This is a genomic window from Teichococcus oryzae (assembly GCF_008386565.1).
GTDB lineage: Bacteria > Pseudomonadota > Alphaproteobacteria > Acetobacterales > Acetobacteraceae > Pseudoroseomonas > Pseudoroseomonas oryzae.
The window spans coordinates 91,504-114,844 of record NZ_VUKA01000003.1; the positions used below are offsets into that span (position 1 = coordinate 91,504).

21 protein-coding genes are annotated in these 23,341 nt (G+C 70.0%); 14 read left to right on the top strand and 7 right to left on the bottom strand.

Features of this window, described 5'->3' with window-relative positions; translation table 11 throughout:
* Nucleotides 1-138: 138 nt before the first annotated feature.
* The gene (locus F0Q34_RS09135) at nucleotides 139-1,044 is read right to left on the bottom strand and encodes a LysR family transcriptional regulator (protein WP_149811902.1); all 906 of its coding nucleotides are present in this window, start codon (nucleotides 1,042-1,044) and stop codon (nucleotides 139-141) included.
* A 113-nt stretch (nucleotides 1,045-1,157) separates the two neighbouring features.
* Between F0Q34_RS09135 and F0Q34_RS09140 the strand changes: the two genes are divergently transcribed.
* From F0Q34_RS09140 to F0Q34_RS09150, 3 genes are read left to right on the top strand one after another with little or no spacing between them, the layout of a single operon-like run.
* Nucleotides 1,158-2,141 (top strand): Bug family tripartite tricarboxylate transporter substrate binding protein, encoded by a 984-nt coding sequence (locus F0Q34_RS09140; protein WP_149811903.1) that lies wholly within the window; start codon nucleotides 1,158-1,160, stop codon nucleotides 2,139-2,141.
* Between the two features lie 6 nt (nucleotides 2,142-2,147).
* Nucleotides 2,148-3,542, top strand: a complete 1,395-nt coding sequence (locus F0Q34_RS09145; RefSeq protein ID WP_149811904.1) for an acyclic terpene utilization AtuA family protein — start codon at nucleotides 2,148-2,150, stop codon at nucleotides 3,540-3,542.
* Nucleotides 3,539-3,868, top strand: a complete 330-nt coding sequence (locus tag F0Q34_RS09150) for an AtuA-related protein (RefSeq protein ID WP_149811905.1) — start codon at nucleotides 3,539-3,541, stop codon at nucleotides 3,866-3,868. The genes F0Q34_RS09145 and F0Q34_RS09150 overlap by 4 nt, the downstream gene beginning before the upstream one ends.
* Before the next feature lie 15 nt (nucleotides 3,869-3,883).
* On the opposite strand, the gene thiM is transcribed toward F0Q34_RS09150, so the two are convergent.
* Nucleotides 3,884-4,675, bottom strand: a complete 792-nt coding sequence (thiM, locus tag F0Q34_RS09155; protein ID WP_149811906.1) for a hydroxyethylthiazole kinase — start codon at nucleotides 4,673-4,675, stop codon at nucleotides 3,884-3,886.
* Nucleotides 4,676-4,886: 211 nt separating this feature from the next.
* Between thiM and F0Q34_RS09160 the strand changes: the two genes are divergently transcribed.
* The 11 genes from F0Q34_RS09160 (at nucleotide 4,887) to uvsE (ending at nucleotide 15,634) form a co-directional block, all read left to right on the top strand.
* Nucleotides 4,887-5,756, top strand: coding sequence for an SDR family oxidoreductase (locus tag F0Q34_RS09160; protein WP_149811907.1), 870 nt, complete (start codon nucleotides 4,887-4,889; stop codon nucleotides 5,754-5,756).
* A gap of 22 nt (nucleotides 5,757-5,778) precedes the next feature.
* On the top strand, nucleotides 5,779-6,003 hold the full coding sequence (locus F0Q34_RS09165) for a hypothetical protein (RefSeq protein ID WP_149811908.1): 225 nt from the start codon (nucleotides 5,779-5,781) through the stop codon (nucleotides 6,001-6,003).
* 82 nt (nucleotides 6,004-6,085) lie between these two features.
* Complete coding sequence (coxB, locus tag F0Q34_RS09170) at nucleotides 6,086-7,108, top strand: cytochrome c oxidase subunit II (RefSeq protein WP_149811909.1); 1,023 nt, start codon at nucleotides 6,086-6,088, stop codon at nucleotides 7,106-7,108.
* Entirely contained in the window at nucleotides 7,105-9,630 is a 2,526-nt protein-coding gene (gene ctaD, locus F0Q34_RS09175) for a cytochrome c oxidase subunit I (RefSeq protein ID WP_149811910.1), read from the top strand. The genes coxB and ctaD overlap by 4 nt, the downstream gene beginning before the upstream one ends.
* Before the next feature lie 9 nt (nucleotides 9,631-9,639).
* Nucleotides 9,640-10,047: a hypothetical protein gene (locus F0Q34_RS09180; RefSeq protein ID WP_149811911.1), complete on the top strand. Its 408-nt coding sequence runs from the start codon at nucleotides 9,640-9,642 to the stop codon at nucleotides 10,045-10,047.
* A complete protein-coding gene (locus F0Q34_RS09185; protein ID WP_241665406.1) occupies nucleotides 10,047-10,649 on the top strand; it encodes a cytochrome c oxidase assembly protein in 603 nt (200 codons plus the stop codon). The genes F0Q34_RS09180 and F0Q34_RS09185 overlap by 1 nt, the downstream gene beginning before the upstream one ends.
* Nucleotides 10,646-11,755 carry a c-type cytochrome gene (locus F0Q34_RS09190; protein WP_149811912.1) on the top strand — a complete coding sequence of 370 codons (1,110 nt, stop codon included), beginning with the start codon at nucleotides 10,646-10,648 and terminating at the stop codon, nucleotides 11,753-11,755. The genes F0Q34_RS09185 and F0Q34_RS09190 overlap by 4 nt, the downstream gene beginning before the upstream one ends.
* Nucleotides 11,756-11,848: 93 nt before the next feature.
* The gene (locus tag F0Q34_RS09195) at nucleotides 11,849-12,724 is read left to right on the top strand and encodes a diacylglycerol/lipid kinase family protein (protein WP_149811913.1); all 876 of its coding nucleotides are present in this window, start codon (nucleotides 11,849-11,851) and stop codon (nucleotides 12,722-12,724) included.
* On the top strand, nucleotides 12,721-13,530 hold the full coding sequence (locus F0Q34_RS09200) for an inositol monophosphatase family protein (RefSeq protein ID WP_149811914.1): 810 nt from the start codon (nucleotides 12,721-12,723) through the stop codon (nucleotides 13,528-13,530). Before F0Q34_RS09195 ends, F0Q34_RS09200 begins: the two co-directional genes overlap by 4 nt.
* Nucleotides 13,527-14,594, top strand: coding sequence for a DHH family phosphoesterase (locus F0Q34_RS09205; RefSeq protein WP_206667983.1), 1,068 nt, complete (start codon nucleotides 13,527-13,529; stop codon nucleotides 14,592-14,594). Before F0Q34_RS09200 ends, F0Q34_RS09205 begins: the two co-directional genes overlap by 4 nt.
* Entirely contained in the window at nucleotides 14,591-15,634 is a 1,044-nt protein-coding gene (gene uvsE / locus F0Q34_RS09210) for a UV DNA damage repair endonuclease UvsE (protein WP_149811915.1), read from the top strand. The genes F0Q34_RS09205 and uvsE overlap by 4 nt, the downstream gene beginning before the upstream one ends.
* Before the next feature lie 33 nt (nucleotides 15,635-15,667).
* Here uvsE and F0Q34_RS09215 read toward each other — a convergent pair whose 3' ends face one another.
* The 5 genes from F0Q34_RS09215 to F0Q34_RS09235 form a co-directional block, all read right to left on the bottom strand.
* Complete coding sequence (locus F0Q34_RS09215; RefSeq protein WP_149811916.1) at nucleotides 15,668-18,106, bottom strand: glycogen/starch/alpha-glucan phosphorylase; 2,439 nt, start codon at nucleotides 18,104-18,106, stop codon at nucleotides 15,668-15,670.
* A 52-nt stretch (nucleotides 18,107-18,158) separates the two neighbouring features.
* A complete protein-coding gene (gene glgA, locus F0Q34_RS09220; RefSeq protein WP_149811917.1) occupies nucleotides 18,159-19,601 on the bottom strand; it encodes a glycogen synthase GlgA in 1,443 nt (480 codons plus the stop codon).
* A gap of 12 nt (nucleotides 19,602-19,613) precedes the next feature.
* Nucleotides 19,614-20,897, bottom strand: a complete 1,284-nt coding sequence (gene glgC, locus F0Q34_RS09225) for a glucose-1-phosphate adenylyltransferase (RefSeq protein ID WP_149811918.1) — start codon at nucleotides 20,895-20,897, stop codon at nucleotides 19,614-19,616.
* Between the two features lie 164 nt (nucleotides 20,898-21,061).
* A complete protein-coding gene (locus tag F0Q34_RS09230; protein ID WP_149811919.1) occupies nucleotides 21,062-21,955 on the bottom strand; it encodes an NAD(P)/FAD-dependent oxidoreductase in 894 nt (297 codons plus the stop codon).
* Nucleotides 21,956-21,957: 2 nt separating this feature from the next.
* Nucleotides 21,958-23,307, bottom strand: a complete 1,350-nt coding sequence (locus F0Q34_RS09235; RefSeq protein WP_149811920.1) for a dihydrolipoyl dehydrogenase family protein — start codon at nucleotides 23,305-23,307, stop codon at nucleotides 21,958-21,960.
* Between the last annotated feature and the right edge of the window lie 34 nt (nucleotides 23,308-23,341).

Genomic DNA, 23,341 nt, shown 5'->3' on the forward strand with positions numbered 1-23,341 from the left:
CACCGCTGTGACGCTCAGGACAAGCATCTCCCCGCGTCTTGTATGCGGAGAGGGTGTTTCACAAGGTTTCTGTATATGACACAGAACAAGACGCCGCGCTGTGTTGCGAAAGGTCACACGAACCCGCCTTGCCGCGCGTCACCGGATATGCGCGCCGCCGCCTACCGCGACATGGATCGCCTCGGCCAATGCCTCCGCCGCGGGCGAAAGGCTGGCGCCACGCCGCCGCAGCAGCAGGATGCGGCGGCGCATCGCGGCGGCATCGATAGGCTTGGTGTCCAGCAGGGGCGTCAGACGCAGGTCGAGCGCCGTTGCGGGCAGCACGCCGATGCCGAGGCCCGCGCGCACCAGCGCCACCGCCGTGCTCATGTAGGTCGCCTCATAGGCGGGCCGCAGCACCAGCCCGGCTTCCGCGAAGGCGCGTTCCGCGAGGGCCCGCACGCTGCTGCCGGGATCGGTCAGGATCAGCGGCTCGCGGGCCAGGGCCTCGGGCGACAGGCGGCGCAGGGCGCCGAAGCGGTGGCCGGGCGGCAGCACCGCCACCAGCTTGTCCTCGAACAGCGATTCCGCCTCCAGCTCGGCATCGGCGCCTTGCAGGATGCCGATGCCGAGTTCCACCTCCCCCGCCTTCACCTGGTCCGCGACATGGCGCGCCACCGCGTCCCGCAGCAGGACGCGGATCGCCGGATGCGCCTGGCGCAGCCTCGTCAGGGCGGCAGGCAGCAGCGTGGATGCCACCGAAGGCAGCACCGCCAGATGCACCGTGCCGGAGCGCCGCGCCGCCTGCTCGCGGGCGCCGGCGACAAGCTGGTCCACCTCCTCCAGCACCCGGCCAAAGGATTGCGCCAGGTTGCGCCCCGCCTCTGTGGGCCGCGCGCCACGGGCCGAGCGGTCGAAAAGGGTCAGCCCCAGCCTTTGCTCAAGGCTGCGGATCTGCACCGTCAGGGCCGGCTGCGACAGATGGAGCCTGGCCGCCGCGCGGCCGAAGCTGCCGGTTTCCACGGCCGCGGTCAGGGCGCGCAGCTGGCGCAGGGAGATGGTCATAACCGGACCCTATGACTGCCCCTGAAACATATCAATTGCATGATGGCCTGTGGTGCGGCTCCATGGCGGCAAGGGGCCGGAAAGGCCCGAACGGAAACGCTGCAGGAACATCCATGACCCTCTCCCCGTCACGCCGGACCTTGCTGGGCGGCCTGTTCGCCGCCACGCTGTCGCCCCTTCCTCTCAGGGCGCAGGATGGCTGGCCCAGCCGGCCGATCCGCCTGATCGTGCCCTTTGGCGCCGGCACCTCCACTGACATCGTGGCGCGGCTGCTGGTGCCGCGCATGTCGCAGAGCCTGGGCCAGCCCATCGTGGTGGAAAACCGCCCGGGCGCCGGCGGGGTGGTGGGCAGCGATGCCGTCGCCAAATCGCCCCCGGATGGCTACACGCTGTGCCTCGGCAGCATCGCGTCGCATTCGGTGAACATGTCGCTGATGCCGCAGATGCCTTACGACGTGCTGCGCGACTTCACCCCCCTTTCCCTGGTGACCGAGGCGCCGAACCTGCTGGTGGTTTCGGCTTCCGTGCCGGCAAAGACCCTGCCCGAGTTCGTCGAATGGGCGAAGCAGCAGCGCGGCGGCGTCAGCTATGCCTCGGCCGGCAACGGCACCTCCTCCCATCTGGCAGGCGAGTTGCTGAAGATGAAGACCGGGGCCCCGCTGGTGCATGTGCCCTACAAGAGCGGCGCCCAGGCGGTGACGGACGTGATTGGCGGCACCGTGCCGATGACCATCTATCAGGTGACCGCCGTGCTGCCCTTCGTGCGGGATGGCAAGCTGAAGGCGCTGGCCACCACCTCCGCCAAGCGGCTGGAGATCGCGCCCGAGGTGCCAACGGCCATCGAGCAGGGCGTCGCCGAGTTCGACGTCGCCGCCTGGCATGGCCTGTTCGCCCCTGCGAAGCTGCCGGCGCCGGTGCGGGACCGGATCTACGCGGCGCTGCGTGAAGCGCTGTTCGCGCCCGAGCTGGCGGAACAGCTGCGCAATCAGGGCCTGATCCCGGTGGGCCTGACCCCCGATGCGTTCCGCCCCTGGCTGGAGCAGGACATCGCCAAGTGGCGCGAGGTGGTGCGCGTTTCCGGCGCCACGGCGGATTGAGCGGCCGTGCCCCTCGGTTCCGATCCTTCCGCCCTGCTGCGCATCGGCTGCGGCTCCGGCTTTTCCGGCGACCGGCTGGACGCGCCGGGGCCGGTGGCCGACGCGCTGATCGCCTCCGGCGGCCCGGCCGCGCTGATGCTGGAGGTGCTCGGGGAACGCACCCTGGCCCTGGCCCAGCGCGAGCGGCTGCACAAGCCGGAGGCGGGGTTCGAGCCCGCCCTGCTCGACCTGCTGCGCCCGATCCTGGGCCGCTGCGCGGCGGCCGGCATTCCCATCGTCACCAATGGCGGCGCGGCCAATCCGCGCGGTGCGGCGATGGCGGCGCTGCACCTGGCGCGGGAGCTTGGCCTGCCCGCCCTCCGCGTCGCTGTGGTGGAAGGGGATGACATCCGGGGCACCGGGGCGCTCAGCGACCTCGACCCCTGGGAAGGCGATGCCGGCGCGGTGCTGGAGCCGGAACGGGTGATCGCCGCCAATGTGTATCTGGGCGCCGCCCCGATCACCGAGGCGCTGCGCCGGGGCGCCGATCTGGTGATCACCGGCCGCTGTTCCGATCCCGCTCTGGCGCTGGGGCCGATGCTGGCGCATTTCGGCTGGTCCGAAACCGACTGGGACCGGCTGGCCGCCGGCACCATGGCCGGGCACCTGCTGGAATGCGGCGCCCAGGTCACCGGCGGCTATTTCGCCGATCCGGGGGTGAAGGACATCCCCAGCATGGCGACGCTGGGCTTCCCCATCGCCGAGATCGGCGCCGATGGCGCGGTGCTGATCACCAAGCCGGAGAACACGGGCGGCCGGGTGGACCGCCGTTCCGTCACCGAACAGCTGCTGTATGAGCTGCACGATCCGGCGGCCTACCTCACCCCTGATGTGGTGCTCGACATCACCGGGGTCGCCATCACCGAGGAAGCGCCCGACCGGGTGCGGCTTGCCGGCGCGCGCGGTCATCCGCGGCCGGAACGGCTGAAGGCGACGGTCAGCCTGCCCGGCGGCTGGCTCGGGGAAGGCGAGATCTCTTATGCCGGCCCGAACGCCCGGGCGCGCGCCGAGCTGGCGGGCCGCACCCTGCTGGAACGGCTGCGGCATCTCGGCCTGGAAGGGCAGGCGCGGCTGGACCTGATCGGCGTGGTCAGCGTGTTCGATGGCGATGGCGGCGCGCTGCGCGAGGCCAATGCCACGTCACCCGGCGATGTCCGGCTGCGCCTCGCCTTCGCCAGCGAAAGCCGCGCCGCCGCCGAGCGGGCGGCGCGCGAGGTGCTGTCGCTGTATTGCTGCGGCCCGGCCGGCGGCGGTGGGGTGCGATCGCGCGTCACCGACCGCATCCGCACCCTGTCCTTCCTGGTGCCGCGTGCCCGCCTGGCGCCGCGGGTCACGCTGCTGTCGCTGGAGGATGCCGCATGAGCGCCGTTCCGCTGCACCGGCTGGCGCATGCCCGCGCCGGCGACAAGGGCAACCGGCTGAACCTGGCGCTGATCGCCCACCGGGCCGAGGACTGGCCCCTGCTGGCCGAACAGGTGACCGAGGCGCGGGTGCTGGCGCTGTTCGCGCATCGCGGCGCCACCGCCGTGCGCCGCTACGATCTGCCCGGCCTGCGGGCCTTCAACTTCGTGGTGGAGGATGTTCTGCAAGGCGGCGTCAACGGGGCCCTCAACCTAGACGGGCATGGCAAGACGCTGTCCTTCCTGTTGCTGGGCCTGGAGGTCGCCCTTCCCGAAGCGGCCGGCTGAACGAGGCGCGCCTGTTCAGCCCAGGCGGGCGCGCGCCGCCAGGGTGGCGCCGTCCAGGCCGTGCAGGCGGTCGAGCAGGGCCACCTGGAAGCTGGCCGGGCCGGCGGCGGCCCCGGCGGCCTGCTCCGCCGCGACGCCGAGGGTGGCGAGGCCCGCCACCGCCGCCGTCAGGGGCGGCAGCCCGGCCCCGAGAAAGGCGCCGATCAAGGCCGTGGCGGTGCAGCCGGTTCCGGTGACGCGGGTCAGCAGCGGGTGGCCGTTTCCCACGGTCACCATGCGAGTGCCATCGGTGACATGGTCGATGGCGCCGGTGACGGCCACCACAACCCCTTCCCGCCGCGCCACCGCCCGCGCCGCGGCGACCGCCCGACCGGTGGCGGCGCCACTGTCCACGCCCTTGCCGCCGCCATCCTCCCCCGCCAGGGCCAGGATCTCGGAACCGTTGCCGCGCAGCACGGCGGGGCGCAGCGCCAGCAGGTCTTGCGCGGTTTCGCGCCGGAAGGCGGTGGCGCCCGCCGCAACCGGGTCCAGCACCCACGGAATGCCGGCCTGACCCGCATGCCGCGCGGCCAGGTGCATGGCGCGGCGCTGCGGCGCCAGCAGCGTGCCGATATTCACCACCAGCGCGGCGGCCTGGACGACGAATTCCTCCACCTCCTCCTCCGCCTGCACCATGGCGGGCGAGGCACCGATGGCCAGCAGGGCATTGGCGGTGAGGTTGGCCACCACCTGGTTGGTGATGTTGTGCACCAGTGGCGCCGCGTCCCGCAGCATCGCCAGGGCGGTGGACAGCTCGGTGGGGTTCATGCGGCGCCTCCACGGGTGGACGGATCATCGGGCATAGCCGCTGCCCATGCCTCCGTTGACCCCCGCCAGCCATCCTGGCGCTCCTGCTCACGGTCCTTGTGATCGGAGGAAAGGCATCCCGTGGCCGCGCCGCGCTTTCCCTGCGCAGGGGAAGCCGAGGATTTTCCGCAGCTTACGCCCCAGCTTCCGCCAGAATGGAGGGCTTTTCGCCATGGATCACGACGCCAGCCGCTACCCCAAGCCGCCCCAGCCCGAACAACAGCAAAACCCGCCGGGCGAAACCAGGGCCATGTCTCCCACCCCCGATCACGGGGAACAAAGCTACAAGGGCAGCGGCCGGCTGAAGGACAAGGTCGCGCTGATCACCGGCGGCGATTCCGGCATCGGCCGCGCCGTGGCCATCGCCTTCGCGCGGGAAGGCGCCGATGTGCTGATCTCCTATTCGGAGGAGCATGAGGACGCCAGGGAAACCGCCCGCTGGGTGGAGGAGGCCGGCCGCAAGGCCGTGGTGCTGCCTGGTGACATCACCTCCGAGGCGCATTGCCGGTCCCTGGTGCAGAAGGCTGTGGACCAGTTCGGCAAGCTTGACATCCTGGTAAACAACGCGGCGATGCAGCGCAGCCACGAGGACATCCAGGACATCAGCGCCGAGGAATGGGACCTCACCTTCCGCACCAACATCTACTCGCAGTTCTACCTGTCGAAGGCGGCGCTGAAGGTGATGAAGGCGGGCGCCTCCATCGTGAACACCACCTCCATCAATGCCAAGAGCCCGAGCCCGAGCCTGCTGGCCTATGCCACCACCAAGGGCGCCATCGCCAATTTCACCGCCGGGCTGGCGCAGATGGTGGCGGAAAAAGGCATTCGCGTGAACTGCGTCGCGCCCGGCCCGATCTGGACGCCGCTGATCCCCTCCACCATGCCGGAGGAGGCGGTGAAGACCTTTGGCGAGAACACGCCCATCGGGCGCGCCGGCCAGCCCGCCGAGCTGGCGGCGGCCTATGTCATGCTGGCCTCGGATGAAGCCAGTTACATCACCGGCGCGTTGATCCCCGTCACCGGCGGAAGGCCGATGCTCTGACACCCGGAAAAGGAGAACCGCCATGGCGGATAAGCACGAGGAACTGAAGGATGTCGGCAGCGGCCCGCCCACGGCGCGCCCCAAGAGCGTCGGGCAGCATGATCCGCTGGAAGGGCAGATCGATCCCAATGATCCAGGCATCGACCCTGCGGAATACAATCTGCGCCCCGGCGACAACAACAACCGCACCAAGGATTCCCCTGGCCCGGGCGGGCCGGTGAACATCCCGGTGAAGGGCAAGGAATAACGCCCGTGTTAATCCCTGGGCCAGGGATGTTTTCGCGAAACCCTGGCTGAAGCCTGACGTTCCCGGCAGGACGGGGAGCGACATGACGGTTTTGCCAGGTTTCAGTGCCTCCCGCCCCTGGGGCGGGCTGGCTGCGGCAGGGTCCGCGCTTGCGCTCGCCGGTTGCTCGGGCCGGCAATCCGCGCTCGATACCGCGGGCTACGAAGCCCGGGTGGTGGGCGAGCTTTTCTGGTGGATGCTCGCAGCCTCGGTGGTGATCTGGGTGCTGGTGATGGCACTCTCGCTTTACGCCACCCGGCGGCGCCGCGAGCCCTGGAGCGGCCGCGCCGCCGCCCGCCTGATCCTGATCTGCGGCGCCATCCTGCCTACAATCGCCCTGGCCGTGCTGCTGGTGTTCGGCCTGCGGCTGATGCCGGTCCTGCGCGCGCCAGGCGAAGACCTGCGCATCGCCGTTGAAGGCCAGCAATTCTGGTGGCGCGTCACCTATGAGCTGCCGGATGGCAGCCGCGTCAGCAGCGCCAACGAGGTCCGCTTGCCGCGCGGCCGCCGCACCGAATTCGTGCTCACCGCGCAGGACGTGATCCATTCCTTCTGGGTGCCGCCGCTCGGCGGCAAGATGGACATGATCCCCGGCATGACCAACCGCCTGGTGCTGGAGCCGGAGCGCACCGGCCGCTTCCGTGGCGCCTGCGCCGAGTTCTGTGGCGCCTCCCATGCCCTGATGGCCCTGGATGTGGAAGTCATGGAGCCGGACGCCTTCGAGGCGTGGCTGCGGTCCCGCCGCGACCCGGCGCCACCACCACCAGGGGCGCAGGAAGGGGCCACGCTGTTTCTGGCCAATGGCTGCGGCGCCTGCCACACCGTGGCCGGGACGCCCGCCGCCGGGCGCATCGGCCCGGACCTCACCCATCTGTCGGAGCGGCCCTCGATCGCCGCGGGCATCCTGCCCAATGACGTGGACAACATCGCCCGCTTCATCCGCCACACGCGGGACATCAAGCCTGGCGCCCGCATGCCCTCCTTCGCCATGCTGTCGCCGGAGGACAGCGCCAGCATCGCCCGCTGGCTGAGTGCCCCCGCCGGGACGCGGATGGAAACGCCATGAGCCAGACCGACAGCCAGACCCGCCGCGAGGCCCAGGAAGAGCGGCTCAACAAGGTCTGGGACAGCGACAAGGGATGGCGCTACTGGTCGGCCGTGAACAACACGGAGGTGGGCGTGTGGTACACGGTCACCTCCTTCGCCTTCTTCCTGTTCGCCGGCGCGCTGGCGCTGATGGTGCGCGCGCAGCTTGCCGTGCCGGACAACGATCTGCTTTCCCCCAGCCTCTACAACCAGGCCTTCACGCTGCATGGCACGGCGATGATGTTCCTGTTCGCCGTGCCGATCTTTGAGGCGGTGGCGATCCTGCTGCTGCCCACCATGCTCGGCGCGCGCGACCTGCCTTTTCCGCGCCTTTCGGCCTTCGGCTACTGGTGCTTCCTGATCGGCGGCGTGTTCGTTTGCGGCTCCATCTTCTTCAACGCGGCGCCGGATGGCGGCTGGTTCATGTACCCGCCGCTCACCACCGATCCGAAGCTGACCGGCATCGGCGCCGACATCTGGCTGCTTGGCCTGTCCTTTATCGAGGTGGCGTCGATCGCCGCGGCGGTGGAGCTTATCGTCGGCGTGCTGAAATGCCGCCCACCGGGCATGCGCATCAACACCATCCCGCTCTACTGCTGGTACGTGCTGATCGTGGGCGGGATGATCCTGTTCGCCTTTCCGCCGCTCATCGCCGGTGACATCCTGTTCGAGCTGGAGCGGCTCGCGGATTGGCCATTCTTTGATCCGGCGCGCGGCGGCGACCCGCTGCTGTGGCAGCACCTGTTCTGGATCTTCGGCCATCCGGAGGTCTACATCATCTTCCTGCCCTCCATCGCGCTGATGGCGATGATCGTGCCGACCTTCGCGCGGCGGCCCATCATCGGCTATTCCTGGATCGTGCTGGCGGCGGTGGGAACCGGCTTCCTGAGCTTCGGGCTCTGGGTCCACCACATGTTTACCACCGGCCTGCCGGCGATCTCGCTCGGCTTCTTCTCCGCCGCGTCGGAGGCGGTGGCGATCCCCACCGGGGTGCAGATCTTCGTGTTCCTGGCCACCATGCTGGCCGGCCGGGTCACCTTTTCCGTGCCGATGCTGTTCGCGTCCGGCTCGCTCGCCATCTTCGTGATCGGCGGGCTGACCGGCGTGATGGTGGCGATCGCGCCTTTCGACTGGCAGGCGCATGACACGCATTTCGTGGTGGCCCACCTGCATTACGTGCTGATCGGCGGCATGCTGATGCCGCTTTTCGCCGGCGCATATTACTACATGCCGCTGGTGACGGCGAAGCCGCTTTCCGCGCGGCTCGGGCGCTGGGTCTTCTGGCTGATGTTCACCGGCTTCAACATCGGCTTCCTGCCCATGCATTTCACCGGGCTGCGGGGCATGCCGCGCCGGGTCTTCACCTATCCGGGCGGCATCGGCCTGGACTGGCTGAACCTGGTCTCCACGGTTGGTGCGTTCATCTTCGCCGCGGGCGTGCTGCTGTTCACCTGGGACTGCCTGTTCGGCGTGCGCCGCCGCAAGACCTGCGAAACCAATCCCTGGAACGCCGGCACCATGGAATGGATCTCACCCCTGCCGGCGCAGAATTACGGCATCCGCTCCGTGCCAGAGGTCGCCTCCCGCTATCCCCTCTGGGACCAGCCCGATCTGGCGCGCGAAGTGGCGGAAGGCCGCTGGTACCTCCCCGATGCGGAGGAAGGAAAGCGCGAGACCCTGGTGACATCGGTGCTCGATTCCCGTCCGCTGCAATGCCTGCGGGTGCCGGGCAACAGCTTCATGCCGATGATCTGCGCGATCCTGATCGGCGCCAGCTTCATCGGCACGGCCTTCCATCTTTACTGGACGTCGCTGGTTCTGGGCCTGCTTGGCGTGTTCGCCATCATGGTGTGGCTGTGGCGCGGCACGGCGGTCATTCCGGAAGCCGAAGCCAAGGATATCGGCCGCGGCGTCGTGCTGCCGCTTTACGTGTCGGGCACGAAATCCGTCGGCTGGTGGGCCATGTTCATCACCATGTTCGGCGACATGACGGCCTTTGTCAGCCTGGTCTTCAGCTATTTCTACTACTGGACGATCCACGAGCAGTTTCCCCCACTCGGCATGGACGGCCTGCCGCGCGGCCCCGGCCTGCTCTGGCCGGCGCTCGCGCTTCTGCTGGTGGCCGCGGCCTGGGGCGCCATGCTGCTGGCGCGGGCGCGCAACGCCGCCGGCAGCGCCGCCGGCCTGCGGCTTTCGCTGGCGGCCTCGGTGCTGCTGGCGCTGGGCAGCGGCGCCTGCATGCTTTGGGCGCCGTGGCAGGCCGGGCTGCAACCCACCGACCATGCCTATGACGGCATCGTCTGGGTGCTGCTGATCTGGACCGCGCTGCACCTGGCGCTGGGCGTGCTGATGCAGTTCTACTGCCTGGCGCGTTCCTTCGCCGGCAAGCTGACCACGCGCTGGGACATCGACATCCACAATGTGGTGCTGTTCTGGCATTTCGCGGCGCTGACCGGGCTGACGACCATCGCCGTCGTCACCCTGGTTCCGCTGCTGGCCTGAGGGAACGCCATGGTCCTCCGCCTGCGCAAGCGCGCCGATCTCTGGACCCTGATGATGCCGCCCACCATCTGGGCGCTGCATTTCCTGTTCTGCTACCTCGTGGCCGCCGTGACCTGCGCCAAGCGGGGCGGCGTGATCCTGACCAAGCCCAATCCCGGCGTCAGCTTCGCCACGCTGGAAGGATTGCAGATCTGGGTGACGGGCGGCACGGCCGTCGCCCTGCTGCTGATCGCGATCTCCGCCCGGCAGGCCTGGCGCCACTGGGGCTTCGGTTTGGAAGATCCGCCGCATGACGCCGCGACGCCGGAGGACCGGCAGCGCTTCCTGGGCTATGCCACGCTGCTGCTGTCCGCCCTGTCCTTTGTCAGCGTCATCTTCATCGCCTTGCCGGCCTATCTGATCCTGGATTGCCGCTGATGCGCGGCATGATGCTCGGCGGGGGCGTGCTGGTGCTGGCGCTGGCCTGGGGCGGGCCTGTGAACATGCTGTTCGGCCATGGCTTCACCGCCGGCATGACTACTCATATGGCGGTGGTGGCGGTGGCGGCGCCGCTCCTGGCGGTGGCGATCCTCGGCACGGCGGCCGATCCGCTGCGGCGCCTGATCTGGATCGGCCCACTTGGCGCCTCGTTGCTGGAATTCGTGGCGGTCTGGGGATGGCACCTGCCGGTGCCGCACAACCTCGCTAGGCACCATGCCGGCTTCGCGGTGCTGGAGCAGTTCAGCTTCCTGGTCGCCGGGCTGCTGCTCTGGCTCGCCTGCCTGCAGCCGGGGCGGCAGGCCGCCGGCATCATCGGGCTGCTGCTGACCTCCATGCACATGACGCTGCTGGGCGTGCTGCTGACCCTGGCGCCCCGCCCGCTCTACGACCATGGCCATGGCCATGGCCTGTGGCTGTCCGCGCAGGATGATCAGGCGCTCGGCGGCGTGGTGATGCTGCTGGTGGGCGGCACCGCCTATCTGGCGGGCGGCGTGGCGCTCGCCGCCCGCCTCATGAACCGGCAGGGAGATGCCGCATGACCATCCGCCTGACCTGGCGCCGCATCGGGATCGCGGTGGCGGCCCTGATCCTGGGCGGCCTGCTGTTTGCCTGGTCGGGGTTGTTCTACATCGGCGCGACAGGAGGCCATTGGGGCGTCACCAACTGGTTCCTGCACTGGGTGATGCAGAACTCGGTCCGCACCTATGCTTTGCAGGTGGAAGCGCCGCCGGACCTTGGCGATCCGGCGCTGCTGGCGCGGGGCGCGGGGCATTACGCCACGGGCTGCGCCCCCTGCCATGGCGCCCCGGGCGAGAAGCAGAACCCCGTGGTGGCGCACAGCCTGCCGGCGCCGCCGGATTTCTCCGAGCGGCTGGATGACTGGAGCCCGCAGCAATTCTTCCAGATCGTGCAGCATGGCGTGCGCTATTCCGGCATGCCCGCCTGGCCGAAGCCGGAGCGGCGGGACGAGGTGTGGAGCCTTGTCGCGCTTCTGGAGGCGCTGCCTTCCCTTTCGCCCGGGGAATACCGCCGGCTGGCCCATGGCGAGGAAGCCGCCCGTTCGGCGCCGGGCGGCAGCGCCGCCCTGGGCGGGCTGTCCGATCCGGCGGGGCCGGTGCTGGCGGATTGCGCGCGCTGCCACAACCGCGACGGGCTGGGGCGCGACGGGGACGCTTTTCCCATCATCGCCGGGCAATCCGAGGCCTATCTGCTCGACACGCTCCGTGCCTTCGCCGATGGCCGGCGGCACAGCGGCATCATGCAGCCCCCCGCGGCGCGGGCGGGCGACGAGGCCTTGCGCGCCGTGGCGGCGCATTACGCCGCGCAGCCGCGGGCCCCGGCCCCCGCCCCGGCCGATCCGGAGCTGCTGGCACAGGGCGAGCGCATCGCGCGCGAGGGCATACCGGCCCAGCAGGTTCCAGCCTGCCTGTCCTGCCACGGTGACGACGCGCTGCGCCGCAACCCGTCCTGGCCGCGCCTCGATGGCCAGCATGCCGGCTATCTGCGGCGCCAGCTCGAAGCTTGGCAGGCCGGGGCGCGGGGCGGCGGGTCGCGCCACATCCTGATGCAGACCGTGGCCGACCGGCTGACGCCCGATCAGGTCGGGGCGGTGTCGGCCTGGTTCGCCGCCCGGGGCGTTCGCTGACGCCACCCGGACGGACCTTTCCGGGCCTGAAAGGCGGCCGGACCGGCGCCGCCTGTTGGAACGGGAAGCCAGCTCGGGTGTTCATCACCGGACATGCGCGCGATCCTGATCCTGAATCCCAAATCCGGCGATGCCGACCACACTCCCGAACATGTGGCGGACGCATTGCGCCAGGGCGGCTTCATCGTGGAGCCCCACCTGACCGTGCCCGAGAACTGGTCCGATGCCCTGCGCGAGCCGACCGAGCTTGTGGTGGTCGCGGGTGGCGACGGCACCGTGGCGCAGGTGGCGCTGACGCTGCCGCCTGACGCGCCGCCCCTCGCCGTGCTGCCATTCGGCACCGCCAACAACCTGGCCGGCGCGGTCGGGGGCTGGGCCGATGCCGCCGCCCTGGCCGAAGGCTGGCGCGAAGGCTCGCATCGCGGGCTGGACCTGGCCGACGCCGATGGACCATGGGGAAAACAGCGGATCGTCGAGGCGGCGGGCTTCGGCGCCTTCGCCCATGGGGTGCGCCGCGCCGACCGCATCGGGATCAAGGGCGTGGATAAAGGCCGCGCCGCCTTCCGCGAAAGCCTCGCAAGCGCGCCGGTGCTGCGCCTTTCCCTGCAGGTGGATGGCGCCGCCACGGAGGTGGAAACCCTGTTGCTGGAAGTCAGCACCATGCCCGGCTTCGGACCGCAATTGCGGCTGGCGCCCTGCATCGCGCCCGGCGATGGCCGGCTGGCCGTGGTGACGCTGGCCCCGGCCTGCCGCGCCGCCATGCTGGACTGGCTGGAACAGCCGGAATCCGGCCCGCCCCCTTGCGATTGCCGCCCGGCGCAGCATGTGGCGTTCAACTGGCCCGGCGGCCCCATCCGGCTGGATGACGAACCCTTGTCACCCGATCTCGGCGGCCCCGTCCGCATCGGCGCCAATGGCGCCAGGGTGCGGGTTCTGTCCCCCCCGCATTCCAGGAGGTGGAACGCATGACCGAGGATCTTTCCGCCATCGCCGCCATGGCCCGCGAACTGGCCGATCTGGCCGGGCGGGAAATGGCCGAAGGCCTGCGGCGCAACCCCGCCGTCAGCTACAAGCCGGGCGCCGGCGGCGGCGAAAGCCTGCGCGACCCCGTCTCGGAGGTGGACCAGGCGGTGGAGGTGATGATCCGCGAGCGGCTGTCCGGCGCCTTCCCGGACCATGACGTTCTGGGCGAGGAACTGGCCGGGCGCCCGGCACGCGGCAGCCGCTATCTTTGGGCGGTCGATCCGGTGGACGGCACCGCCAACTACATCAATGGCTTTCCGTTGTTCTCCGGGTCGGTGGGCCTGTTGCGGGACGGCGTGCCGGTCGCGGGGGCGGTATGGTGCGCCTCCAGCCACGCCCTGAGGGCCGGCGTGTACCACGCGGCGGAAGGCGGCGGCCTGTTCTTCGATGGGGAGCCGGTGCGGCCGGTCTTCAACCCCGATGTGCGGCGCCGCATCGGCGGCTTCGTCGATGCCTCCCCCCGCTCCCCGGAAGGCTGGGAAGCGCGGCGCACCGGCTCGGCCGCCATCGAATGCGCCTTCATCGCCGCCGGCCTCATGGAGGTGGCGCGGTTCGAGCGGCCGAATGTCTGGGATGTCGCGGGCGGCTTCGCCCTGGTGCGGGCGACCGGCGGCATCATCCGCATCCTGGGCGAGAAGGGCTGGCAGGATTTCACCCGCTTCGATGCCGAGGGCGATCCGGGCGAATGGCGCCACCCCGTCATCCTCGGGCGGGCGGAGGCGGTGGAGCGGCTCTGCTCGCTGGACGCATGAGCGATCCGGACCAGGGCTGGATCGACCGATGCCGGGACAGCTTCCGTGCGGCGCTGGGCGGCTTCGATGCCGCGCGCCCGCTGCTGATCCTGGGCCACCACGACGCCGACGGGCTGTCCGCCACCGCCCTTCTGGCGCGGGCGCTGCGATCCGCCGGGCGCGCCGTGGAATGCCGCATCCTCGGGCGGGGCGAGAATCCCTGGTCCCCCGACATGGCGGCGGAGTTGGCGGGCCGCGAGATGGGCGGGCTGATCCTGGCCGATCTCGGCACCCGCGCCGGCCTGCCGCACCCCGGGACGCCGACCATCGTGCTGGATCACCATGTCCCCACTGGCCGGCCCGAAGGCGCCCTGCTCCTCAGCGGCCACGGGCTGGAGCCGGTGCCGACCACCTCGCTGCTCGCCTGGTGGTGCGCCGGGGCCGTGGCCGATGCGGAGGACCTGCTCTGGCTGGCGGCCATCGGGCTGATCGGGGACATGGCGGAGAAATCCGGCTTCGCCGAGCTGGACGCCGCGCGGCGGCGCTGGGGCATCACCGCGCTGCGCAACGCCACCGCCCTGGTCAACGCCCCGCGCCGCGCCAGCGCGGGTGACGCCACCCCCGCCCTGGCGCTGCTGATGAAGGCCGATGGCCCCAAGGACGTCCTGTCCGGCGCGCATCCGGAAACGGCGCTGCTGCTGGCGGCGCGCGAGGAGGTGCAGCAGGCCCTGGCCGAAGGCCGCCGCGCCGCCCCGCGCATCCAGGGCGAAGTGGCGCTGATCGCGCTGCACTCGCCCTGCCAGATCCATCCCCTGGTGGCGCAGCAATGGAGAAGCCGGTTGAAGGACAAGATCGTGATCGCAGCCAACACCGGCTACCGCCCCGGCTGGGTGCATTTCGCCGCGCGCTCGGACCGGAACCATGACCTGATCGCGTTCTTCCGCGACCACCGTCCGGAGGGCGCCGATCCGGAGCAATACGGCAACGGCCACGCCGCGGCCTCAGGCGGCGCGCTCCGGCCGGAGGCCTGGAACCGCTTCCTGTCCGGACTCGGCTTCGGCCGTGAGGCGCGGGGGATGGCATGACCGCCATGCCGCTGCGCCTCGGCTTTCCCGTGAAGCTGATGGGCGACCCCACGATCAAGAGCAACGACACGCGGCGCTGGCAGCAGAACCCGCACCTCAAGGTGTCGCTGGAATACATGGACCGGGCGCTGGACTATCTCGACCGGCACGACATCCGCATGTATCGCATGTCCTCCGACCTGGCGCCCTACGCCACCCATCCGGACATGCCGCAATTCCATTCCATGGTGCGCGACAGCGATGCGGAACTGCGGGCCTTCGGCGCCAAGGCGCGGCGGCTCGGCATCCGGCTTTCCTTCCATCCCTCGCAATTCGTGGTGCTGAACAGCCCCGACCCAGTGCTGGTGGAGAAAAGCATCTGGGACCTGTCCTCCCAGGCGGAGATGCTGGACCGCATGGAGCTGGGCCCCGAGGCGGTGATGGTGATCCATGTCGGCGGCACCTATGGCGACCGCCCTTCCGCCAATGCCCGCTGGGTGGAAACCTGGCACAACAAGCTGCCCGAGCATGTGAAGCGCCGCCTGGTGCTGGAGCATGACGACCTCCGCTTCTCGGTGTCCGACATCCTGTGGATCCACGAGCACACCGGGGTGCGGCTGATCTTCGACCACCAGCATTTCTGGTGCCTGAACCCCGACCGGCTCGACATGCGGCAGGCGCTGGAAAAGGTGCTGCGGAGCTGGCCGGAAGGGCAGCGGCCCAAGGTGCATTTCTCCTCCCCCCGCACCGAGATGCGGGAACTGAAGCGCAAGGAAAAGGGCACGCGGAAGCTGAAAACGGTGCTGGTCGCACCGGTCAACACGGGCCACGCCGATTTCTGCAACCCGTTCGAGTTCATCACCTTCATGCGCATCGCCGAGGGGCTGGAATTCGACGTGATGCTGGAAGCCAAGGTCAAGGACCTGGCGCTGATCCGCCTGCGCCCCGACCTGCTGCGCTACGCGCCCGACGTGGCGCGCCGCTTCGGGCTGGAGCCTTCCGCGGCGCCTTCCCTGGAAGCGGAGGAGGATGCGCTGCTGGAGGAGGAAGCCGAGGCCTGAGGCGGTGGGCGGAACGGCGCCCGCCCCCTCCCCTCAGCCGAGCGGTGCCGCCTTCACCTGCCAGATCTCCTCCGCATAATCGAGGATGGTGCGGTCGGAGGAGAACCAGGCCACATTCGCCGTGTTCATCACCGCGCTGCGCCACCAGTCGGACGGGCTGGCCCAGCGCGTCTCGACATGGCGCTGCGCCCGCACATAGCTGTCGAAATCGGCGGTGACCAGGAAGCTGTCATGCGCCAGCAGTCCTTCCACCAGGCCGCGGTAGCGATCCGGCGCCCCGGGTGAGAAGACGCCGGAGCTGATCGCCTCCAGCACGCCGTCCAGATCGTCGGACATGGCGGCGCGCGCGTCATAGCCCTCCCGGCGCAGCAGCGAGGCGGGCCCGGCTTCCAGCCCGAAGATGAAGATGTTGTCGGGGCCGACGCGCTCGCCGATCTCCACATTGGCGCCGTCCAGCGTGCCGATGGTCAGCGCGCCGTTGAGGGCGAACTTCATGTTGCCGGTGCCCGAGGCCTCCAGCCCCGCGGTGGAGATCTGCTCGGACAGGTCGGCGGCCGGGATGATGCTTTCCGCCAGGGTGACGTTGTAGTTCGGCAGGAACACCACCTTCAGCAGGCCGCGCACCGTGGGATCGCTGTTGACCACCCGCGCCACGTCATTCGCCAGCTGGATGATCAGCTTGGCCTGGCGGTAGCTCGGCGCCGCCTTGCCGGCGAAGATCTTGGCGCGCGGCACCCAGGGGAAGGTCGGCTGCGCGCGCATGGCGTTGTACAGCCACACCGTGTGCAGGATGTTCAGCAACTGGCGCTTGTATTCGTGGATGCGCTTGATCTGCACGTCGAACAGGGATTGCGGGTCGAGCTGTACGCCGGTGCGTTCCTGCACCAGCCGCGCCAGGGCCTGCTTCGCCACCTGGCGCTGCTGCGCGAAGGCCTGCTGGAATCCGGCGTCGCGCGCATGGGGCACGAGATCCGCCAGCCGCTCCGGATCGTCCAGCACGCGCGGGCCAATGGTGTCCACGATCAGTTGCGTCAGGCCGGGATTGGCCCGCAGCAGCCAGCGGCGGAAGGTGATGCCGTTGGTCTTGTTGGTGATGCGGCCGGGAAGGACGCGGTTCAGCTCGGTGAAGACGGTGGTCTTCATCAGCGCCGTGTGCAGCGCCGAAACGCCGTTGACATGGTGCGAGCCCACAAAGGCCAGGTGCCCCATGCGGACGCGGCGGCCATGATGCTCGTCGATCACCGACACGGCGGACAGCAGCGCATCCCCCGCCCCGCCGAGGCGCGCCGCCTCCAGGTGCCGGGCGTTGATCAGATAGATGATCTGCATGTTGCGCGGCAGCAGCCGCTCCATCAGCGACACCGCCCAGGTTTCCAGCGCCTCGGGCATCAGCGTGTGGTTGGTGTAGGAGAAGGTGGCGCGGCTGATCTCCCACGCCTGGTCCCAGTCCAGCCCATGCACATCGACCAGCAGCCGCATCAGCTCGGCCACGCCCACCGCCGGATGGGTGTCGTTGAGCTGCACGGAGGTCTTTTCCGCCAGGGTCAGCAGGTCGCCATGCAGCCGCAGATGCCGGCGGATCATGTCCTGCAGGGAGGCGGAGGCGAAGAAATATTCCTGCCGCAGCCGCAATTCCTGCCCCGATGCCGTGTCGTCCCCGGGATATAGCACGCGGGAGATCGCTTCCGCCCGCACCCGCGCCAGCTGCGCGCCCACATGGTCGCCGCTGTTGAAGGCATCCAGGTGCAACGGATCGGTGGAGCGCGCCGACCACAGACGAAGCGTGTTCACCCAGCGGCCGCGCCAGCCCACCACGGGCGTGTCATAGGCGATGGCGCGCACCGTTTCCCCGGGCACCCATTCCAGCCGCCCTTCCGCATCCTGCGTCACATGGCCGCCGAAGCCGATGTCATAGGTGACGCCGGAGCGCTCGAACTCCCAGGGATTGCCGAGGGACAGCCAGTCTTCCGGCACCTCCTGCTGCTGGCCGTCGCGGATCAGCTGGCGGAACAGGCCGTGCTCGTAGCGGATGCCATAGCCGATGGCGGGAATGCCGAGGCTTGCCATGCTGTCCATGAAGCAGGCCGCCAGCCGCCCGAGGCCGCCATTGCCCAGCGCCGCATCCGGTTCCTGCCCCAGCACCTCGTCCAGATTGACGTCAAGCCCGGCCAGAACACGGCGCACCTGCTCGGTCATGCCGAGATTGCCCAGCGCGTCGCCCAGCAGGCGGCCGATCAGGAACTCCATCGACAGGTAGCAGACCTGCTTGCGGCCTTGCTCCGCGATGGCGGCGTTGCTCAGCCGCCAACGGTCGATGATGCGGTCGCGCACGGCGAGGGTGGTGGCCAGGAACCAATCCCGCGGCCCGGCCCGTTCCTCGCGCGCCATGACGGAATAGATCAGCTTGTTGACAATCAGTTCATGCAGCACGGCATCGTCAACAGGTGCCACCGTCTGGCCAGAATCATTCATGCGCCGGCTCCTTGCAGTTCCGTATGGCGCGCTGGGCCGTGGCTTGGCCATGTCAGCGCGATGCGATCGCCCTGTAGAGCGCCGCGTATTGCGCCGCCGGGCGGGCCCAGCTGACATCGCAGGCCATGGCGTTGCGCTGGATGCTGCGCCAGCCTGCCTGATCGCTCCACAGCAGCGCAAGCCGGTTGAGTGCCGCTTCCAGAAAATCGCGCTCCGCGCTGGCGAACTGCACGCCGGTGGCGACGCCCGTGGCCAGTGCCATCTCATTGGCGTCAATCACCGTATCCGCAAGGCCCCCCACCCGCGCGACCACCGGCAGCGCGCCGTAGCGCAACGCGCAAAGCTGCGTCAGGCCGCAGGGCTCGAAGCGGGACGGCACCAGCAGGGCGTCGCAGCCGGCCTGGATGCGGTGCGCCAGCGCCTCGTCATAGCCGAGATGCAGGCCGACCCGGCCCGGATGCGCCTCGGCCGCCCGGGTGAGGCCCGCCTCGATGGCGCGGTCCCCGGTGCCCAGCACCACCAGCCGCATGTTGTGCCCGAGCAGCGCCGGCAAGGCCTCCACCACCGCGTCCATGCCCTTCTGCCAGGACAGCCGGCTGATGATGCCCAGCACGGGCGCGGCCGGGTCGTCGTCCAGCCGGAAATGCCGCCGCAGGGCGGCGCGGCTGGCCTCGCGCGGCGCCATGTCGTCGATGGAGAAGGGCTGCTCCAGCGCGGCGTCGGATGCCGGGTTCCACACCGCCATGTCGATGCCGTTCAGGATGCCGGAAAGGCTGGTGCCACGGTCCCGCAGCAGGCCCGCGAGGCCCATGCCGCCGGCCTCCGTGCGGATCTCGGCGGCATAGGTGGGGGAAACGGTGGTCACCCGGTCGGCCAGGTGCAGCCCGGCCTTCAGGAAGCCGATGGCGCCGTAATATTCGACCCCGTGGATGGAATAGGATTCCGGCGGCAGGCCCAGCTCGCCCAGCAATTCCGGCGCGCACTGGCCCTGGAAGGCCAGGTTGTGCACCGTCATCAGCGTGCCGGGGCGCGGCCCCTCCCCGTAATGGAGATAGGCGGGCACCAGCCCGGCCTGCCAGTCATGCGCGTGCACCACCGCCGGGCGGAAGCCCTCCAGCGCGCCGCGCCCCAGCCTCGCCGCCACCTGCGCCAGGGCGGCGAAGCGCTGCGGGTTGTCGGGCCAGTCGCCCTCCGGCCCGGCATAGGGGCCGCCTTCCCGCGCGAACAGGTGCGGCGCGTCCAGCACGAACAAGGCAAGCCCCGCCGCCTCGGCCGCCAGCAGGCGCGCCGGGCCGCCGAACATCCAGCCGAGGTCGAGCACGGCCTCCGCTCCCGGCACCTGCCGCAGCACGGCGGGGTAGCCGGGCAGCAGGCTGCGGACCGAAACGCCCTCGGCCGCGAGCGCGCGGGGCAGCGCCCCCGCCACATCGGCCAGCCCCCCCGTCTTGATCAGCGGATACAGTTCCGAGGCTACGGACAAAACGGAAAGGGTCATGCAAGGCCAGTCTCAGGCGCCCGGCGAAGCCTGCTTCAGGGCCTCCACCATGGGCTGGGTGATCAGGGTGATGCCGCGCTCCGTGCGGCGGAAGCGGCGCGCATCCTCCGCCGCATCCTCGCCGACCACCAGCCCTTCCGGCAATTCCACCCCGCTATCCACCACCACATCGCGCAGCCGGCTGTGCCGCCGCACCACCACGCCCGGCAGCAACACCGCGCCTTCCACCTGGCAGAAGGAATTCACCCGCACATTGCTGCACAGCACCGAGCGGTTCACCCGCGAGCCGGACACGATGCAGCCGCCGGACACCAGGGAATCGAGCGCCGTGCCGCGCCGCCCCTCATCGTTGAAGACGAACTTGGCCGGGGGCGTGACCTCGCTATAGGTCCAGATCGGCCAGTCGCGGTCATACAGGTCGAGGGAGGGCACCACGTCGGTCAGGTCGATATTGGCCTGCCAATAGGCATCCACCGTGCCAACATCGCGCCAGTAATGCTCCGCCTCCTCCCCCGAGGTGACGCAGGAATCGGTGAAGCGGTGCGCCACGGCGCGGCCATGGGTCACGATGCGGGGCACGATGTTCTTGCCGAAATCATGCTCGGAGTCCGGATCGGCCGCGTCCTGGCGCAGCGCCTCGGCCAGGAAGTCGGTGTTGAAGACATAGATGCCCATGCTGGCCAGCGCCTTGTCGGGCTTGCCCGGCATGGCCGGCGGGTCGGCCGGCTTTTCCAGGAAGGACTGGATGCGGCCCGCATCATCCACCGCCATGACGCCGAAGGCGCTTGCCTCCAGGCGCGGCACCTCGACGCAGGCCACGGTGACATCGGCGCCCGAGGCCTCGTGCTGCTGCAGCATCACCTCGTAATCCATCTTGTACACATGGTCGCCGGCCAGGATGACCATGTAGCGCGAACCATGCGCCTCGATGATGTCGAGGTTCTGGTACACCGCGTCGGCGGTGCCGGAATACCAGCCGCTGCCCTCCACCCGCTGGCTGGCGGGCAGGATGTCGAAGCTTTCGTTGCGCTCGGCGCGCATGAAGTTCCAGCCGCGCTGCAGGTGCCGGATCAGGCTGTGCGCCTTGTACTGGGTGGCGACACCGATCCGGCGGATGCCGGAGTTCAGCGCGTTGGACAGGGCGAAGTCGATGATGCGGGCCTTGGCGCCGAAGAACACGGCGGGCTTCACCCGGCGCTCGGTCAGCTCCATCAGCCGGGTGCCGCGGCCGCCTGCCAGAACATAGGCCATGGCATGGCGCGCCAAGGGCGCCTGGATCGGCTGTCGCGTCGTCATGATAAACTCTCTCCTCCCCGCCCTGCCTCACCAACCGCTCCCCGAGCGGAGGCCGGCCCGGCCCGCGCGACCGCGCGCGGACCGGACCGCCAACGAAACGGCACGACACAGGAAACAGACGAACAAGGTAAGGGAAAAGTTGCGATAAAAATGCCAAGCCATCGCTAAGCCGGCCGGGTTTCCTGCCGCAGCAGGGTGGCGTTGAGGTGGAAGGCCGCGACGCTGCCCTGCGCCGCCGCCACCATGGCCATCTGCAGCCCCGGCGCCGCGTCCCCCGCCACGAACAGGCCGGGGATGCCAGTGGCGCCATGCCGGTCGGTCCGCACCTGCCCCGCCGCGGTCAGGCGGCAGCCCAGGCTTTCCGCCAGCGCCGAGCGCGGCTTCTGCGCGATCGCCAGGAACAGGCCCTGGCGCGGCAGCTCGCTGCCATCAGCGAAAACCAGGGCCCGCAGCCGCCCTTCCTCCACCCGCAACCGGGCCACGCGCTCCTCCCGCAGCCCGATGCCGAGGGCGGCGAGGCGCCGCCGGTCGGCCCGTCCGAGCGGGCCGTCGGTGCAGGCCACCAGGTCGCCGGTCCAGTTCCGCACCTCCAGCGCCAGGCGCACCGCGTCATGCCCGGCGCCATGCACCGCCATGGGCTCATCCTGCCGCTCATAGCCGTCGCAGTAAGGGCAGTGCCAGACATCCGTGCCATACACCGCGTCCAGCCCAGGCCAGCCGGGCAGTTCATCAGCCAGGCCGGTGGCCAGCAGCAGGGCGCGGCTTTCCAGCACATCGCCCTCCATGGTCACGGTGAAGCCGTGTTCCGCGCGCCTGGCTTCCCGCACCACGCCCTCGCGCAACTCGATCGAGGGGTAGCGGCCCAGCTCCTCCCGCGCCATGCGCCGGAACTCGGCGGGGGGTGTGCCCTCACGGGTCAGGAAGCCATGGATGGCGTGGGAGCGCGCATTGCGCCCTTCCCCCGCATCCACCAGCAGCACCCGGCGCCGGGCCCGCCCCAGCAGCAGCGCGGCACTCAGCCCGGCCGGCCCGCCGCCGACGATGATGGCGTCGAACATGCTCAGCCCAGCATGGAGGAAATGTTGGAAGCGCCGGAGGGATAGGCGGTCATCAGCTCCGACAGCGCCGCCGCATCCATGCCGGCCTTCATGGCAAAGCCGAACAAGGTGATCACCTCTGCCGCGTCCGGCCCGAGCAGATGCGCCCCCAGGATGCGTCCGCCACCCTTCTCCAGCACGATCTTGTAGGCCGCCGCCGGCTCCCCGGTGCGCCGGATGGACATGAAATCCGCCATGTCGCCTTCCCGCAGCTCATAAGCGACGCCGGCTTCCTTCGCGACCTTCTCCGTCATGCCGACGCTGGCCAGGGAAGGAATGGTGAACACCACGCTCGGCACCACGGAATAGTCGGTGCGCCGCCGGCATCCTTCCAGCAGGTTGGAGGCCACCACGCGGGCATCGTGGCTGGCCACCGGCGTCAGCGCCGGGCCCTGGGCGGCGGCATCGCCGGCGGCGAAGATGCGCGGATTGGTGCTGCGCAGATGCGCGTCCAGCACCAGCCGGCCCTTCTCCACCGTCACGCCGGCCGCTTCCAGCCCCAGCCCCTCCAGCGCCGGGCGGCGGCCCAGGCCGTGCACCACCATCTCGGCCTGGAAAGTGCGGCCATCCTGGCAGATCACCTCCAGCCCGTCGGCGACGCGGCGCAGGGCGGACACCTCAGCTTCCAGCTCCACGGCAATGCCCATGTCGCGGCTGCGCCGCACCAGCCGCTCCACCAGGCTCTGCTCAAAGGGCGCCAGTGGTGTGCGGTCGGCCTGCAGGATGCGCACCTGACTGCCGCCGCGCGCCGCCAGATGGGCGATCTCGAAGGAGATGTAGCCGCCGCCCAGCAGCAGCAGGCGCGGCGGCAGCGCCTCCAGCGCCAGGAAGTCGTCGCTGGTGGCCATCAGTTCGGCGCCCTCGATCGGCAGCCGGGCCGGGTGGGCGCCAGTCGCGATCACCACGTGCCGCGCCACCAGGCGGCGCCCGCCAAGCTCCAGCGCATCCGGCGCGGTGAAGCGGGCCTGGCCCTGCAGGGCGACGATGCCGGCCTGTTCGAGGTCCTCCTCCCGCCGCTGCGGCACCGGATCGGTGAAGCTGCGCTTGAAGCGCTGCGCCGCCGCCCAGTCCATCGCCACCGCTTCCCCGCCCACGACACCGTGCGGCGCCAGGCGGCGGGCGCGCTCCATGGCATCGGTCAGGGTCCAGAAGGTCTTTTTCGGCTCGCAGCCGCGCAGGGCGCAGGTGCCGCCGAATTCGCGGCTCTCGATCAGCGCCACGCGCCAGCCCGCCGCGCGGCAGCGCCGCGCCACGCCCGTGCCGGCGGTGCCGGAGCCGAGAACAATCAGGTCAAAGCCATCATCCTGCGCCATTCCGCCTCTCCCAGCCCTGTTGCGGGAACACGGC

Coding starts and splice junctions, on each gene's coding strand:
- F0Q34_RS09190 (WP_149811912.1), top strand. CDS start 10,646: ATGACCATCCGCCTGACCTGGCGCCGCATCGGGATCGCGGTGGCGGCC.
- thiM (WP_149811906.1), bottom strand. CDS start 4,675: ATGAACCCCACCGAGCTGTCCACCGCCCTGGCGATGCTGCGGGACGCG.
- ctaD (WP_149811910.1), top strand. CDS start 7,105: ATGAGCCAGACCGACAGCCAGACCCGCCGCGAGGCCCAGGAAGAGCGG.
- uvsE (WP_149811915.1), top strand. CDS start 14,591: ATGACCGCCATGCCGCTGCGCCTCGGCTTTCCCGTGAAGCTGATGGGC.
- F0Q34_RS09185 (WP_241665406.1), top strand. CDS start 10,047: ATGCGCGGCATGATGCTCGGCGGGGGCGTGCTGGTGCTGGCGCTGGCC.
- F0Q34_RS09195 (WP_149811913.1), top strand. CDS start 11,849: ATGCGCGCGATCCTGATCCTGAATCCCAAATCCGGCGATGCCGACCAC.
- F0Q34_RS09150 (WP_149811905.1), top strand. CDS start 3,539: ATGAGCGCCGTTCCGCTGCACCGGCTGGCGCATGCCCGCGCCGGCGAC.
- F0Q34_RS09200 (WP_149811914.1), top strand. CDS start 12,721: ATGACCGAGGATCTTTCCGCCATCGCCGCCATGGCCCGCGAACTGGCC.
- F0Q34_RS09205 (WP_206667983.1), top strand. CDS start 13,527: ATGAGCGATCCGGACCAGGGCTGGATCGACCGATGCCGGGACAGCTTC.
- F0Q34_RS09140 (WP_149811903.1), top strand. CDS start 1,158: ATGACCCTCTCCCCGTCACGCCGGACCTTGCTGGGCGGCCTGTTCGCC.
- F0Q34_RS09160 (WP_149811907.1), top strand. CDS start 4,887: ATGGATCACGACGCCAGCCGCTACCCCAAGCCGCCCCAGCCCGAACAA.
- F0Q34_RS09230 (WP_149811919.1), bottom strand. CDS start 21,955: ATGTTCGACGCCATCATCGTCGGCGGCGGGCCGGCCGGGCTGAGTGCC.
- F0Q34_RS09165 (WP_149811908.1), top strand. CDS start 5,779: ATGGCGGATAAGCACGAGGAACTGAAGGATGTCGGCAGCGGCCCGCCC.
- F0Q34_RS09215 (WP_149811916.1), bottom strand. CDS start 18,106: ATGAATGATTCTGGCCAGACGGTGGCACCTGTTGACGATGCCGTGCTG.
- glgA (WP_149811917.1), bottom strand. CDS start 19,601: ATGACCCTTTCCGTTTTGTCCGTAGCCTCGGAACTGTATCCGCTGATC.
- F0Q34_RS09135 (WP_149811902.1), bottom strand. CDS start 1,044: ATGACCATCTCCCTGCGCCAGCTGCGCGCCCTGACCGCGGCCGTGGAA.
- coxB (WP_149811909.1), top strand. CDS start 6,086: ATGACGGTTTTGCCAGGTTTCAGTGCCTCCCGCCCCTGGGGCGGGCTG.
- F0Q34_RS09235 (WP_149811920.1), bottom strand. CDS start 23,307: ATGGCGCAGGATGATGGCTTTGACCTGATTGTTCTCGGCTCCGGCACC.
- glgC (WP_149811918.1), bottom strand. CDS start 20,897: ATGACGACGCGACAGCCGATCCAGGCGCCCTTGGCGCGCCATGCCATG.
- F0Q34_RS09180 (WP_149811911.1), top strand. CDS start 9,640: ATGGTCCTCCGCCTGCGCAAGCGCGCCGATCTCTGGACCCTGATGATG.